The following is a 12,592-nucleotide window of genomic DNA, read 5'->3' as shown; positions in this document are numbered from 1 at the left end:
AGAAAAAGGTTGCTGGGGCAGATGAGCCCATGTTCGCCTAGTTCACCATATTTTGGGGAATCGTGCGCATTCATGTGGAAAAGACGGGGCCCGGCCGGGGGCATAAGGGGCCTTACTGTCCGGCTGTAAACGCGGCCGGAATAAGGAACCCGTCTTGCACCAGGTTGGCCACGTCGGCAAGCAGCGAGCGTTGGAATGACCCGGCCTCTCCGCCCAGGAGGGCCTCCAAAGCGGCGGCGATCTGCCCGGCGGCCAGGTCGCCGTCGCACGCGGACACGAACCCTGCCAGCTCGGTGCTCATCAGGTTGGTGCGGCGCAGGCCCGCGCCCTGCCGGAGCAGGATCACGCCCGGGTGCTCAGCGCCGGGGCGCTGGTGGCGCTCTTCCGTTACGTCCTCCGCCACGAGCAGGTGCGTGCCGGCAAGATCGTGCCCGGCCAGCCAGTCGCTGCGTTCGACGGCGGCGCCCAGGTGGGGTCCGACGGGCTGCTCGATGGGGTACGTGATTTCCTCGTAGCGGCTGATGGCAACCTGCCTGCCGGCAGCGGGGCGCCGCAGCCACACCATCCCGAAGCCGATGCCCGCCACATCCCGGGACGCGAAATCCGCAAGGTACGCGGCGTAGGCGTCCCGGTAGTGCTGCCGGTCCCGGGATTCGGAGGCGTCCTGCAGCCAGGTTTCGGCGTATTGTTCCGGGCTGACCTGCTCGCGCTGGATGAACCAGGCATCGGTGCCCGGCCGCACCCACGACTTTGGCCGCTCATCCCAGGTGGTACCGGCGGGGACTTCCCAGTTTCCCAGCATCTGGGCGGCGCCGCCCGGCGCCAGGATGCCGGGCAAGTCCGCCACCAGGGAGGCGACGATCTCATCGCCCGGCAGGCCGCCGTCGCGGTAGGTGAACTGGCCGGCCGCCACCTCGCCGGCACTGCGCGGCGTGATCACGAACGGCGGGTTGGATACCACCAGGCCGAACTCCTCGCCGGCCACCGGCTCCAGCAGCGAACCCAGGCGCAGGCTCACCCGGTCCTCAAGGCGGTCCGGATCCACGGAGAGCGCCTCGGCGTTGAGCAGGATGTTGAAGCGGGCATAGGCCAGGGCCCGCTCGGAAATGTCGGTGGCGGTCACGTGCTGGCAGTGGTGCAGCAGGTGGAAGGCCTGGATGCCGCAGCCCGTGCCCAGGTCAAAGGCGCGTTCGGTGTGCTGCCGAATGGTGGTCTGCACCAGGGTGGTGGACGCCTGCCCGATGCCCAGGACGTGGTCGTGCCGGAGCACCCCGGCCTGCTGGTGGGCCGCGAGGTCGCTGGCCACCCACAGTTCGGCGCCGCCGCTGCCGTCCGGGTTGGCATCCCAGCCGTAGGGGCGCAGATCGGCCTTTGCCGTGAAGAGGGACGCGCCGGGAACGGGCTGCAGCAGCCCGAGCTCAAGGAGCCCGTCCACGCCTGTCGCCGGCAGTGCGGCGTCGAGCGTTTCCCCTTCTTGGGGCTCGGCCAGGAGCCACAGCCGGACTACGGCGGCGAGCGGCGCCGCCGCTTCGCTGAGCTGCACTGCCTGCTCGGTTGCAAGCATCGCCGGAATGACCTGGTCCCGGTTCAGCGCCGCCGAGGCCGTGGGCCCCAGCAGCCGTGCGACGCCGTCGAGCGTGTAGTCCAGTCCGCGCAGGTCCGCGGCGAGCGCGGACAGCAGCCCGGGCAGGTCGCTGCGGGGCGCGTCGGAAGTGTTGCCGGCGGTGAACTCGTACGGGGATCTGGGCATCGCTCAAGTTTAGTCCGGCCCGGCTGCGGGGTACGGTGGAACCATGCCTTCCCGCCTCTCCTTCCTTCCGCGCGCCCGCACCGCTGCGGTCCGCCGTTCGCTGCCGGCGGCAATGGTCGCCGCAGTTCTTGGCCTCGCCGTCGCAGGGTGTTCGCCGGCGGGTTCGGTGGAGGGCGCGGACGTTCCCCAGTGGCGCGTCACGGCGCTGCCCACTGCCCCGGCGGGCACTGTGCTTCAGGATTCGGGGAAGATCCTCAACCGGGACCACCTGGTGCAGGAAGCAGCTTCCGTACCTGCCGGCAGCTACACGCTCACGGCAGTGTGTGCCGGCACCGGCAAGGCCTTCTTCGCGGTGTCCCTGGACGGCAAGGCGGTCACCGAAGCCGGGGCGGCCTGCAACGGCCGTGCCGAGACCACCAAAATCAGCCTGCCCGCCACCGGCCGGGTCCAAATCAGCAGCTCCAGCGTGGACGCACCGCTGCTCTACGCGTACCAGCTGGCGCCGGCGCAGTAACGCCGGGTTCCGGCTATGGCCCGCCGCCTGTTGCGGGCATACAGTCGGACTATGCCCAGCGTGCGGAGGATCTCCGCGCTCCGTCCCCAGGGGACAGCACGGGCGGCCAAGGCACCGAGGCCGGCGGCCGCCGTCGCCCTTGGACTGGCACTTGCGGCAGGTGCCCTGGCGGGCTGCGAATATACGTACGACGACGGCCGGGCCGGCGCGGTGCAGGGCGCCACTGTTGCCCCGGTTCCGGCCTTCACCCGCGATCCGCTGCAGCAGGACCCGGTCAGCGGCGCCGACCTCGGCGATTGGGTGTCCCGGGTGCTTCCGGACAGCGCGGCACCCAACGTCCAGGCGGATGCCGGGTTACTGGGTTCCGGCGAGGTGCGGACCGTGGCATCACCGGTCCTGGAGACCGGGACCTACACCCTGTCGCTTGCCTGCCGGAGCCAGCGCAGGGTGACGTTCACGGTGAGCACCGAGACCCTGACGCTGGTGGATCTTGGCCTTCGGTGCGGCATTAACCGCGAAAACGTCTTCTATCTGTCCACGAAGAGCGTCCTGACGGTGCGGTTGGAAGCCGGCAGTGCCGCGAATTATGCGTTCCGGCTGCGCAGGCTTTAACGCGCCGCTCAGGCTGCCGCGCAGCCTTCGGGGCAACGCAGCGTCTCCGGGCTTGAGGCACACTCGGCACAGTACAGCGTCAAGGTGCGGCAGCTGGGATTGGAGCAGTTCTCGAATTTGCTGGTGGGTGCGGAGCAGCGGACGCATTGGCCGATGGTCTTGGCGTCCTCGCTGAACTCCAGGTGCATGCGCTTGTCGAAGACGTAGAGGGAGCCCTCCCAGAGCCCTTGGTCCTTGAACGCCTCACCGTAGCGGACGATGCCGCCGTCGAGCTGGTAGACCTCCTTGAAGCCGCGGTTCACCATCAGGCTGGAGAGCACCTCGCAGCGGATGCCGCCGGTGCAGTAGGTGACCACCGGCTTGTCCTTGAGGGAGTCGTACTTGCCGGAGTCGAGTTCCTTGATGAAGTCGTGCGTGGTGGCGACGTCGGGGACCACGGCGTCCTTGAACCGGCCTATCTGTGCTTCGAAGGCGTTCCGGCCGTCGAAGAACACCACGTCCTCGCCGCCCTGTTTCTTGGCGTCCACAAGTTCGTGCAGTTCGTCGGGTTTGAGGTGCTTGCCGCCTCCCACCACGCCGTTGGCGTCCACCGTAAGTTCTCCGGGCGCACCGAAGGAGACGATCTCGTCCCGCACCTTGACGCTGAGCCTGGGAAAGTCCTCCGCACCGCCGTCGGACCACTTCACGTCAATGCCGCGGAATCCGGGGTACTCGCGGGTGGTCTTGACGTATTGCTTGACGGCGCCGATTTCCCCGCCCACCGTGGCGTTGATCCCGTCCTTGGAAATGAGGATGCGGCCGGTCAGGCCGAGCTTCTCGCAGAGGGCGCGCTGCCAAAGCCGCACGGCGTCCGGATCCGCGATCGGGGTAAAGCCGTAAAAAAGCACAATTCGGTTCAAAGCCACGTATTTAAGGGTACCGCCGGGCTGGAGGCGGGCGCGTATCACAATTCCATAAGCACTTGGCCACCCCCTGTTGCTGGTGATCGGGCTGGAATAGTCTTCATGCCATGAGTCAGGAAACCCTGGTTGAAGACATCACTGGTCTGTTTCAAGTGTGGGTTGCGGGCTGGGCCGGATGTCGCGGCTACCGGACCTCAACGGAGGGCCGGTTCCCTGCCGTGCTCCGGGCTGATACCAGCGGGGACTGGGAAGTTTTTGCGTCCGAACCGACCCCCGAAGAATTCGCGGCGCTGGCGGCCAAGACGGCAGAAGCCCCCGCGCGGGTACTGACCGTCCTCACGCACGATCCCGCCCGGTTCACTGCTTTGGCGGCCAAGCACGGGCTGAACGTCACCTCGGATTCGCAGACGATGATGATCGTGGACATGGAGACCCAGGACGCCGAGGATCCGTGGCTTTCCGACGACGACCTGAGCCTGTCCACATTCGAGCAGGATGGCGTGCACTATGCAGAGGTCCGCTCCGGGGCTGACATTGCGGCCAGCGGCAGGGTTTTCGTCGTGGGCGACACTGCGGTCTTCGACAAGATCATCACAGAGCCTGCATTCCAGCGCAGGGGCCTGGGCAGCTTCATCATGCGCGCCCTGGCGGCTCAGGCCTTCGGCCATGATGTGCGCACCGGGCTCCTGTTGGCGTCCGCGGACGGGCAAAAACTGTACTCGCACCTTGGCTGGACCACCGTTGCCCGTGTCCTGATGATCTCGGCGTCCCATGACGGGGCGGATCTTTCGCTCAGCTGAGGTTGCCGCGGCCCGGTTGTGCGTTTGGCGAACCGCGGCGATCCGGCTTGGTGCCGGGTGAAAGAATGGTGGGGTGACCCCCCATGACTCCCTGATTCCCCTGCTGGGCCGCGGCCCGGAACCGGAACAGCTCCGTCATGTCCGCACCATCCCGGCGCGCGAGGCGGTTCACGAGCCCTGGCCGGAATGGATGCACCCGGACCTGGTTGAGGCGTATGGGTCGCTGGGCATCCGGGAGCCGTACCGGCACCAGGTGGACGCGGCCAATGCAGCCCATGCGGGACAGCACGTTGTGGTGGCCACCGGAACAGCGTCCGGGAAATCACTGGCGTACCAGTTGCCGGCGCTGGACGCGATCCACCGGTCCGAGTTGAGGGTGCTGGCGGATCCCGGAAAGATCCACGACGACGGCGCCGTGACGCTGTACCTCTCCCCCACCAAGGCGCTGGCCGCGGACCAGTTGAATGCCATCCGCGCCTTGAAACTGCCCACGGTCCGGGCGGAAACCTATGACGGGGATACAGATCCATCCGCCCGCCGCTGGATCCGGGACCACGCGAACTTCATCCTGGCCAACCCCGACATGCTGCACTTCGGCATCCTCCCCAACCACGCGTGGTGGGCTGCGTTCTTCCGCCGGTTGCGCTATGTCATCGTGGATGAGGCCCACAGTTACCGCGGCGTGTTCGGGTCCCATGTGGCCAACCTGATGCGGCGGCTGCGCCGGATTTGCGCCTACTACGGGGCGGGAACGTCGTTCCCGGAGCCGGTGTTCATTGCGGCGTCCGCCACGGCTTCGGAGCCTGATGTCTCCTTCTCGCGCCTGATTGGCGCCCCCGTCACGGCGGTGTCCCGCGACTGTTCGCCTCACGGTGCTACGACGGTGGCCCTCTGGGAACCGGCGCTGACGGACGTCCGCGGCGAGAACGGTGCCAAGGAGCGGCGAACGGCCGTGGCCGAGACCTCTGACCTGCTGGCCAACCTGGTCTCCGCGCAGGTGCGCACCATCGCGTTTATCAAGTCACGACGCGGCGCGGAGACGATCTCCGCCATTACCAAACGGCTCCTCGACGAAGTGGATCCCAGCCTCCCGCAGCGGGTGGCTGCGTACCGTTCGGGGTACCTGCCGGAGGAACGCCGGGCGGTGGAGAAGTCCCTGCGGTCCGGCCAGTTGCTGGGTGTTTCCAGTACGTCGGCCCTGGAGCTTGGAATCGACATTTCCGGCCTCGACGCCGTCCTGGTGGCCGGATGGCCCGGCACTCGGGCCTCCCTGTTCCAGCAGATTGGCAGGGCGGGCCGGGCCGGCCAGGACGCGATCGCCGCCTTCGTGGCAAGCGATGATCCCCTGGATACGTACCTGGTGAACCACCCCGAGGCTATCTTCGACGTATCGGTGGAAGCCACAGTCTTTGACCCGTCCAATCCCTATGTCCTTGGACCGCACCTGTGCGCCGCGGCGGCGGAACTTCCACTGGGACCGGCCGAACTCGATCTCTTCGGCGATACCGCGGAAATGCTCCTGGACCGGCTGGTGGCCCAGGGCTACCTCCGGCGACGGCCCGCCGGCTGGTTCTGGACCCATTCGCAGAGCGCCGCCGCCATGCTTAACCTCCGCGCCGACGGAGGGGGGCCGGTCAGCATCGTTGACGCCGAGACCGGTTCGCTCCTGGGAACCATGGATTCACCCCAGACCCACTACCAGGCGCACACCGGCGCGGTGTACGTCCACCAGGGCGATACCTACGTGGTGGAGGACCTGAATGAAGACGACCACTGCGTCATGGTGCGGCGGGCCAACCCGGACTACTACACGACCGCCCGGGACGTAACCCAGATTGAGGTGCTGGAGACCCAGAGAACCATGCAGTGGGGTGACGTGACGGTCCACTTCGGGGACGTGAAGGTCACCACTCAGGTTGTCTCCTTCCAGCGGAAGGCACTGATTTCCAATGAGGTGCTGGGCGAGGAACCGCTTGAGCTGGGCGCCCGGGACCTTTTCACCAAAGCGGTGTGGTTCGTGGTGGAAAACCGTTCCCTGACGGGGGCCGGCCTGATCGAGGCGCAGTTCCCGGGCGCCCTCCATGCGGCCGAACACGCCGCGATTGGGCTCCTGCCCCTGGTGGCGTCCAGCGACCGGTGGGACATCGGCGGAGTCTCAACGGCACTGCACGCCGACACCGGGGTGCCCACCATTTTCGTGTATGACGGGCACCCCGGGGGCGCCGGGTTCGCCGAACGGGGGTTCGACAAGGCCATGGTGTGGCTGTCGGCCACCCGGGATGCCATCCAGGTCTGCGAGTGTGACACCGGTTGCCCATCGTGTGTCCAGTCGCCCAAGTGTGGCAACAAGAACAACCCGTTGGATAAGGCCGCGGCGGTAACCCTGCTGGACGTCCTGCTCAAAGACGCCACCGAAGCCACCCGCGTGGAGCAGGAAGCCAGGAGCTGACCGGGAAGTGCCGGGCTGGAGGATCGAGCGTAACGGGCTGAACGGCCACATCACACGCCGGCGTCCCGAGGAGGGCTTCTTACGGAGGAGGCCCGGCCCGTGCATGTCCGCTAGCGGCGCCCAGGAGCGACCGTTCGTTAAGCTCGGTCCGCACGTCAACCGTCTGCCCCGCACCCTGCACGCAACTGATCAGCGTTGCCGCATGGCGGGCCGACACCTCCGACGCAACGGTGCAGGGCTCCCCCGTGGTGATGCCGCGGAGGGCGTCGGCCGCGGCCAGGGCCGCCAGGTCCGCGGCCGTAGCTGCCCTGCTGGCCAACACGGCTGACTGGGCCAGCAACAGCATGACGGCCATGGCTGTCATGACCACCAGTGCCAGCCCTGCAGCCAGGACCGTCCCTGAACCACGCTCGCGGCCATCGTGCGCACCCCGCCGGCCGGACGCGCTCCCACAGTGCCCCGCCCCGGCGGCGGCTGGGTGGCGCTGACCCAGGGCCGGGCGGCACGCTCCGGCGGCAGCTGGGTGGCACGTTCCCACCCGCGTCACCGGTTGCCCTTGCCATCGGTCAGGCCCCTGCCATGACCGGTCCCGCCTGCGCCTCCGGTTCCCGGCGCCTCACTCCGCGTGGATGCGCGGGCGGTGAGGGTCCACGGAATGGACGCTCCCAGGGGCCCCGACACGCGGTCGCTGACGGTGATGCTGAACCACTCGCCATCAGCCGCAATGGACGCGGCTGCCGATCCGCCGGCAAGGGTCCTGACAGTCCGTTCCACGGCGCCGGGGTCTTCCCCCCGGGCCAGGGCCCGGGCACCGGCGCGGGCTCCTTCTTCGATCCGCAGTTGCGTCATGCCTGCGGCGGCTCCTGCCAGTAGCATGGCAAGCAGTGCCAGGACGGCCGGCAGAGCCACGGCGAACTCGGCTGTGACCGCGCCCCTGGCACTCCCCATGGCCAGCGCTTCGGCGGTGTCCGGCTTTCTCCAACTCACCACCGGGTTGGCCATCGGGGCTGGCTCGGTCCTCCGTGGGCTCCGACGGCGCCGCACCCGCAGCAGACGCGTCACGGCAAGGCCAGCGCGGTCCGGATCAGGTTCAGCAGGAAGCCGCGTACTTCATCGCTGCGAAGGATGAACACGAGCAGCCCCGCGAAGCCGACGGCCGCCAGGGTTGCGATGGCATATTCCGCCGTTGCCATGCCTGCTTCAGAGCCCAGCAGCCTGGCCCGGCGCCTGCTCCCATGGCGGGTGCGGCCCGATCCCGGGTAGAGCTCCACGACATTGCCTGGTGCGCCCGGGGAGCCGCGCCGGGCAGAACCGGCTGGCGCAGAAGGGTGCCCGGTGCCGCCGGCGCTGATCCGTTGGCGGTCAGGTCCGGTGCCGCCCTTCGCCGCTTCGGCGAGCGCAGACGTTCCGGCGGAGTAGTGGCGGTGCTGGGTGACTGACATGTTTTTCCTTTCGTTGGTGCCGGTGATTCCCGGCTGCCTCGACTCTTCCCGGCGGCGCTGCAGCTGGTAAGGGACGGGGTCTGCTAAGTGGAAAAGCCGGGCCGCCGCCCCCTTGTGGAGGAATGGACTAGGGCTTGTGGAGTACAGGAGCGCGGCGCCGGCAATGCCGGCTGCGGCCTAGGATCCCGATGGAACCAAGGCGAGCAGCACCGGCACGACGCCCAGGCAGATGAATGCCGGGAGCGAGCAGAGGCCCAGCGGGACCACCAGCTTCACGCCGAGCGAAGCGGCCCGCTTTTCGGCGGCCCTGAACCGCTCCCGCCGAAGTCTTGCCGCCTGCGCGTAGAGGATCGCGGATGAGGGTGCGCCGGTCAGCGCGGCAAACCCCAATGCGTCCCGGAGCTCCAGGACCCCCGGGAGTCGAACGGCAGAGCTGCGCCACGCCGTCTCCCAGTCGGCGCCGATGGCCAGTGCGGAGACCACCGGGCGCAGTGAGTCCCTGTACTGGGGTGCGGCCGTAGCGGCCACCAGTTCCAGGGAGCGCCCAATTCCGGCCCCGGCATCCAGCATCGCCGCCACAAGTTCGAGCATCATGGCCGTGTCCTTCAACCCGGTTCCGCGGCGGACCTCGGCCCCCGCAGCCGCCACACCCTGCTTCTCCCCCGAGGCGTCCAGGCGCAGGTGCCGCAGGCGTTGGCGCGACCGGTCGTTGCCGGAACATGCCAGCCATGCAGCCACCGTGAGGAGCAGGAACAGCGCCAGCCCCGGGGTCCATCCCGGCGTCACGGCCCGGCCTCCGCGGCCGCCGAAACGAGCCGGGCGGACCACGCCCGGCCCGCCGCGGTGAGGACCACGCCACCTACCAGTGCTGCCAGTCCCAGGGGAGTGCCCAGCAGTGTGGCCAACGGATCAACGCCCAGGGCAGCACCCAGTCCAAGTCCCATCAATGGAAGCCAGGTCAGCAGGCGGACCGTGGCTTTGGGACCCGCGAGGGCCGTTTGCCTGGCGGCATCGGCGTCGTCCGCCGCCTCCAGCTGTGCCGCGAACCTGGTCAGCACGTCAGCGAGCGGGCATCCGCTGGCTTCCGCGATATCAAGGCAGGCCGCCAGCTCAGTCCATGTTCCGGCCTCACGGTCACGGCCCGGGAATGCCGTGGGAAGCACCCGCCGAATGGCCGCCGACACCGGAGCTCCGGTAGCCGCAGCTGCACGCGCTGACGCCAGGATTGTGGTTGACCCCGGCGACAGCACGGGCACGGAGGGGTGTGCGGCATCCTGGAGCCCCTGCGCCTGCACGCCGGGGACGCCGTAAACGGTCCACAGTTCGTCCCACAGCCGCCCGGGCGTCCGTCCGCCCCTGAGCAGCGCCGCCAACTGCTGCACCACCAGGGTCAGGCCCAGCCCGCCCTTACCGCCCGAACCGCGGGCCGCCCGCCGAAACCACAGCAACATTCGGCGCCGTGGGGAACGTTGTGTTCCGGGGGCATTCCGGACCACGGAGCGCAGCCTCGCCGCCGCCTGCAGCGGCGGCCTGAGGAACAGCACAGCGGCACCCAGGACCACCGCAAGGATGAGCGTCACAGGGCTTCCCCGGGGTCCATCCCCAACCGGATGGCCAACGCAGGCCACGCCGGGCCTGGCTTTCCGGCTTCCTCGACGGCCGGCACCACGCGGAGGCCCTCCGGCCCGTCGCTGAGAAGTCCCACGCAGAGGACTTCCCTGCCCCGGGGCGTCCGGCCGAGATGGATGACCACGTCCAAGGCGCTGGCAGCCTGGAGCCGCACGGCCTCGGGTCCCAATCCGGCGAGGGCACCAAGTGCTGTGAGCCTGGCCGGGACCGCTGTCGCGGTGTTGGCGTGGATGGTTCCGCCGCCACCGCTGTGGCCGGTGTTCATCGCGCTGAGGAGCTCGCGCACTTCGGAACCCCGGCACTCGCCCACCACCAGCCGGTCCGGCCGCATGCGCAGAGCCTGCCGGACGAGTTCCCCCAGGTCCACCGCCCCACCGCCCTCAAGGTTTCCGTGGCGCGATTCAAGGGCCACCACGTGCGGGTGGACGGGGTTCAGCTCGGACGCATCCTCGATCAGGACCAGGCGTTCGTCCGGCGCGCACAGGCCCAGCAGGGTGGACAGCAGCGTCGTCTTGCCCGAACCGGTGGCTCCGCTGACCAGGAAGCTCAACCTCCTGGCCACCACTGCCTCCAGCACTGCCTGCACCTGCGGGCCGAACATTCCGGCGGAACGCAGCTCGCCCATGGTGAAGACCCGCTCCCGGCGGATGCGGATGCTCAGCAGCGTCCCCGACGTGGAAACCGGCGGCAACACGGCGTGGACACGGTAACCGCCGGCAAGCCTTACATCAACGCACGGTGAGCCGTCATCCAGGCGCCGGCCCCCGGCAGCCACGAGCCTGCCGGCCAGTGCCCGCAGTTGGGCTTCATCGTCGAACCTGACGGAGACGCGCTCGATGCCCCGTCCCCGGTCCACCCAGACGGAGCCGGGCGCGTTGACGAAGATGTCAGTGACGTCCGGGTCCCGGGTCAGCTCCTGAAGCGGCCCCAGACCGTTGAGCTCGGCGCTGATCCGCTCCACGGCGGCCAGCGAACCGGCGGTCCCCAGCAGTTTGCCGGTGGCCTGGACCGCTGCAGCCACCCGTGAGGGCGTCACGGCCCCGGCCTCGGCCATCATCGACTCGCGGACCGATTCCAGCAGCCCGGCCTCTACCGGCCTTCCCCCGCCTGCTTCCTTCGCCCGCGCGGTGCGGCCGGCCTGGTTGGCTTCCAGGATCCGGGCACTCCGCCGTGCGCCGACGCTTCCTGCCACGAGCGCGCCGCCCGTTCCCCGGTCCGGGAATCCGGGAGTTCCCGGCGGGCGCATCATGTCACCTCCCCCGCCTGCAGGTCGTCGCCGAGCCAATCGAGCACCGCAGCGGCGAAGCGGCGGATGTTCCGCCGTTTCCCCAGGTCCAGGAGGCGGCCCGTTTCCGTGGCACCTGGTACGGCGCGCAGTTCGGGGATCCGGCCCTGCACCGGCAGCCCGACGGCGCCGGCGATCAGCGAACTGTCCAACGCGGCGCCCGGGCGCCCGCGGACCAGCAGTGCTGCCTCCACCGGCGGAAGCTCCTGCAGCAGGCGTACGGCTGCCACTGTTGCCTTGAGTTGTGCCGGGACCACCACCATGATCCGGTCGCAGTCCCAGGCCACAGTATGCAGAGGCCCGGTACCCCGACCCACGTCGATGACCACCAGTTCGTAGCCACGGCGGGCGGCGTCGAGGACACCCGCGGTGGCAGCGGCGGGGACCGGGAGGGGTTGATCCCGGGTGGCAGGCCACGAGAGGAAGGAAAGGCCGCCCGCCGTGGGCAGGGAATCCACCAGTTGCAGGGGGTCGATGCTGCCCCTGGCCTCGGCGAGGTCCGGCCAGCGGAGACCCGGGGTATCCTCCGCGGCGAGCGCAAGCTCCAGTCCCCCGCCCCATGGATCCCCGTCGACCAGCAGGACGCGCACCCCCAGCCGTGCAGCTGCCTGTGCAATCCAGACGGCCGCCGTGGTGGCCCCGGCCCCGCCGCAGCCACCCGTGATCCCCAGGACCACGCCGCCCGGGTCTGGCGAACGGGACCGGCTGAGGTGGTCTGCCAGCCAGGCGGCGGCGTCCGGCAGCACGGCAACCCGTTCGGCGCCGAGGGCAGCGGCGAGGTGCCAGAGGCTGTCCCCCTCGCCGTCCAAGCCAACCATGACCGCTGGCGTGCGCCGGCGCGGTGGCAATTCCCGCACGTCACTGCCCACCAGAACGGCTGCCGCAGCGTCCCAATACCGCCCACCCTCGACGGCGTCCGGGACAACACGCAAGTGCGCACCGGCGGCCGCCACAATGCGCTCCACCTCGGAACGGAGAACATCGGAGGAGGTGATCAGCAGCACCTCGCCCGACCCGTCCGGCAGCCAGGCAGCACCTCGAAACCCAGCACCATCAGCCGCAGGCCCCGCGGCGGCTGGTTCCACGTCCGGCGGGCGCCACGAAGGTGTCCCGGAATGTCCCGGCCCGGATTGGGATGCGTTCAGCTGGTGCCTGCTCATGGAGCCACTCTGCCCACGTCCCGCGGCCCGGATAAGGGGGCACATCCTC

Annotated in this window: 13 protein-coding genes; 4 read left to right on the top strand and 9 right to left on the bottom strand. The window is 69.1% G+C overall.

Annotation, left to right across the window (positions count from 1 at the left end; translation table 11 throughout):
* Positions 1 to 112: 112 nt before the first annotated feature.
* Complete coding sequence (locus AB4Y79_RS00245) at positions 113 to 1,750, bottom strand: DUF7059 domain-containing protein (RefSeq protein ID WP_441857614.1); 1,638 nt, start codon at positions 1,748 to 1,750, stop codon at positions 113 to 115.
* 43 nt (positions 1,751 to 1,793) lie between these two features.
* On the opposite strand from AB4Y79_RS00245, the gene AB4Y79_RS00240 reads away from it, so the two are divergent.
* Positions 1,794 to 2,264, top strand: coding sequence for a hypothetical protein (locus tag AB4Y79_RS00240; RefSeq protein ID WP_441857613.1), 471 nt, complete (start codon positions 1,794 to 1,796; stop codon positions 2,262 to 2,264).
* A 51-nt stretch (positions 2,265 to 2,315) separates the two neighbouring features.
* Entirely contained in the window at positions 2,316 to 2,876 is a 561-nt protein-coding gene (locus tag AB4Y79_RS00235; protein ID WP_441857611.1) for a hypothetical protein, read from the top strand.
* Between the two features lie 8 nt (positions 2,877 to 2,884).
* On the opposite strand, the gene trhO is transcribed toward AB4Y79_RS00235, so the two are convergent.
* On the bottom strand, positions 2,885 to 3,781 hold the full coding sequence (trhO, locus tag AB4Y79_RS00230) for an oxygen-dependent tRNA uridine(34) hydroxylase TrhO (RefSeq protein ID WP_441857609.1): 897 nt from the start codon (positions 3,779 to 3,781) through the stop codon (positions 2,885 to 2,887).
* Between the two features lie 104 nt (positions 3,782 to 3,885).
* Here trhO and AB4Y79_RS00225 point away from each other — a divergent pair, with 104 nt between their 5' ends.
* A complete protein-coding gene (locus AB4Y79_RS00225; protein WP_441857607.1) occupies positions 3,886 to 4,578 on the top strand; it encodes a GNAT family N-acetyltransferase in 693 nt (230 codons plus the stop codon).
* 73 nt (positions 4,579 to 4,651) lie between these two features.
* Positions 4,652 to 7,027, top strand: a complete 2,376-nt coding sequence (locus AB4Y79_RS00220; RefSeq protein ID WP_441857605.1) for a DEAD/DEAH box helicase — start codon at positions 4,652 to 4,654, stop codon at positions 7,025 to 7,027.
* Between the two features lie 79 nt (positions 7,028 to 7,106).
* Here AB4Y79_RS00220 and AB4Y79_RS00215 read toward each other — a convergent pair whose 3' ends face one another.
* The 7 genes from AB4Y79_RS00215 to ssd form a co-directional block, all read right to left on the bottom strand.
* The gene (locus AB4Y79_RS00215; RefSeq protein ID WP_441857603.1) at positions 7,107 to 7,574 is read right to left on the bottom strand and encodes an Rv3654c family TadE-like protein; all 468 of its coding nucleotides are present in this window, start codon (positions 7,572 to 7,574) and stop codon (positions 7,107 to 7,109) included.
* Positions 7,571 to 7,975, bottom strand: coding sequence for a TadE family type IV pilus minor pilin (locus AB4Y79_RS00210; protein WP_441858289.1), 405 nt, complete (start codon positions 7,973 to 7,975; stop codon positions 7,571 to 7,573). The genes AB4Y79_RS00215 and AB4Y79_RS00210 overlap by 4 nt, the downstream gene beginning before the upstream one ends.
* Before the next feature lie 110 nt (positions 7,976 to 8,085).
* Positions 8,086 to 8,469 carry a DUF4244 domain-containing protein gene (locus tag AB4Y79_RS00205; RefSeq protein WP_441857601.1) on the bottom strand — a complete coding sequence of 128 codons (384 nt, stop codon included), beginning with the start codon at positions 8,467 to 8,469 and terminating at the stop codon, positions 8,086 to 8,088.
* Between the two features lie 177 nt (positions 8,470 to 8,646).
* Positions 8,647 to 9,255, bottom strand: coding sequence for a type II secretion system F family protein (locus AB4Y79_RS00200; RefSeq protein ID WP_441857599.1), 609 nt, complete (start codon positions 9,253 to 9,255; stop codon positions 8,647 to 8,649).
* Complete coding sequence (locus AB4Y79_RS00195) at positions 9,252 to 10,049, bottom strand: type II secretion system F family protein (RefSeq protein ID WP_441857597.1); 798 nt, start codon at positions 10,047 to 10,049, stop codon at positions 9,252 to 9,254. The genes AB4Y79_RS00200 and AB4Y79_RS00195 overlap by 4 nt, the downstream gene beginning before the upstream one ends.
* The gene (locus tag AB4Y79_RS00190; RefSeq protein ID WP_441857595.1) at positions 10,046 to 11,347 is read right to left on the bottom strand and encodes a TadA family conjugal transfer-associated ATPase; all 1,302 of its coding nucleotides are present in this window, start codon (positions 11,345 to 11,347) and stop codon (positions 10,046 to 10,048) included. Before AB4Y79_RS00190 ends, AB4Y79_RS00195 begins: the two co-directional genes overlap by 4 nt.
* Positions 11,344 to 12,384, bottom strand: a complete 1,041-nt coding sequence (gene ssd / locus AB4Y79_RS00185; RefSeq protein WP_441858287.1) for a septum site-determining protein Ssd — start codon at positions 12,382 to 12,384, stop codon at positions 11,344 to 11,346. Before ssd ends, AB4Y79_RS00190 begins: the two co-directional genes overlap by 4 nt.
* Between the last annotated feature and the right edge of the window lie 208 nt (positions 12,385 to 12,592).

The organism is Pseudarthrobacter sp. YAF2 (genome assembly GCF_052113345.1).
In the GTDB taxonomy this organism is placed as follows: domain Bacteria; phylum Actinomycetota; class Actinomycetes; order Actinomycetales; family Micrococcaceae; genus Arthrobacter.
Note: the sequence above shows the minus strand (reverse complement) of the source record. Positions and strands in the feature narration are given on the sequence as shown.

Excerpts from the sequence above, each read along its gene's own strand:
- AB4Y79_RS00245 (WP_441857614.1), bottom strand. The coding sequence starts at position 1,750 with ATGCCCAGATCCCCGTACGAGTTCACCGCCGGCAACACTTCCGACGCG.
- AB4Y79_RS00240 (WP_441857613.1), top strand. The coding sequence starts at position 1,794 with ATGCCTTCCCGCCTCTCCTTCCTTCCGCGCGCCCGCACCGCTGCGGTC.
- AB4Y79_RS00235 (WP_441857611.1), top strand. The coding sequence starts at position 2,316 with ATGCCCAGCGTGCGGAGGATCTCCGCGCTCCGTCCCCAGGGGACAGCA.
- AB4Y79_RS00225 (WP_441857607.1), top strand. The coding sequence starts at position 3,886 with ATGAGTCAGGAAACCCTGGTTGAAGACATCACTGGTCTGTTTCAAGTG.
- AB4Y79_RS00210 (WP_441858289.1), bottom strand. The coding sequence starts at position 7,975 with ATGGGGAGTGCCAGGGGCGCGGTCACAGCCGAGTTCGCCGTGGCTCTG.
- AB4Y79_RS00205 (WP_441857601.1), bottom strand. The coding sequence starts at position 8,469 with ATGTCAGTCACCCAGCACCGCCACTACTCCGCCGGAACGTCTGCGCTC.
- AB4Y79_RS00190 (WP_441857595.1), bottom strand. The coding sequence starts at position 11,347 with ATGATGCGCCCGCCGGGAACTCCCGGATTCCCGGACCGGGGAACGGGC.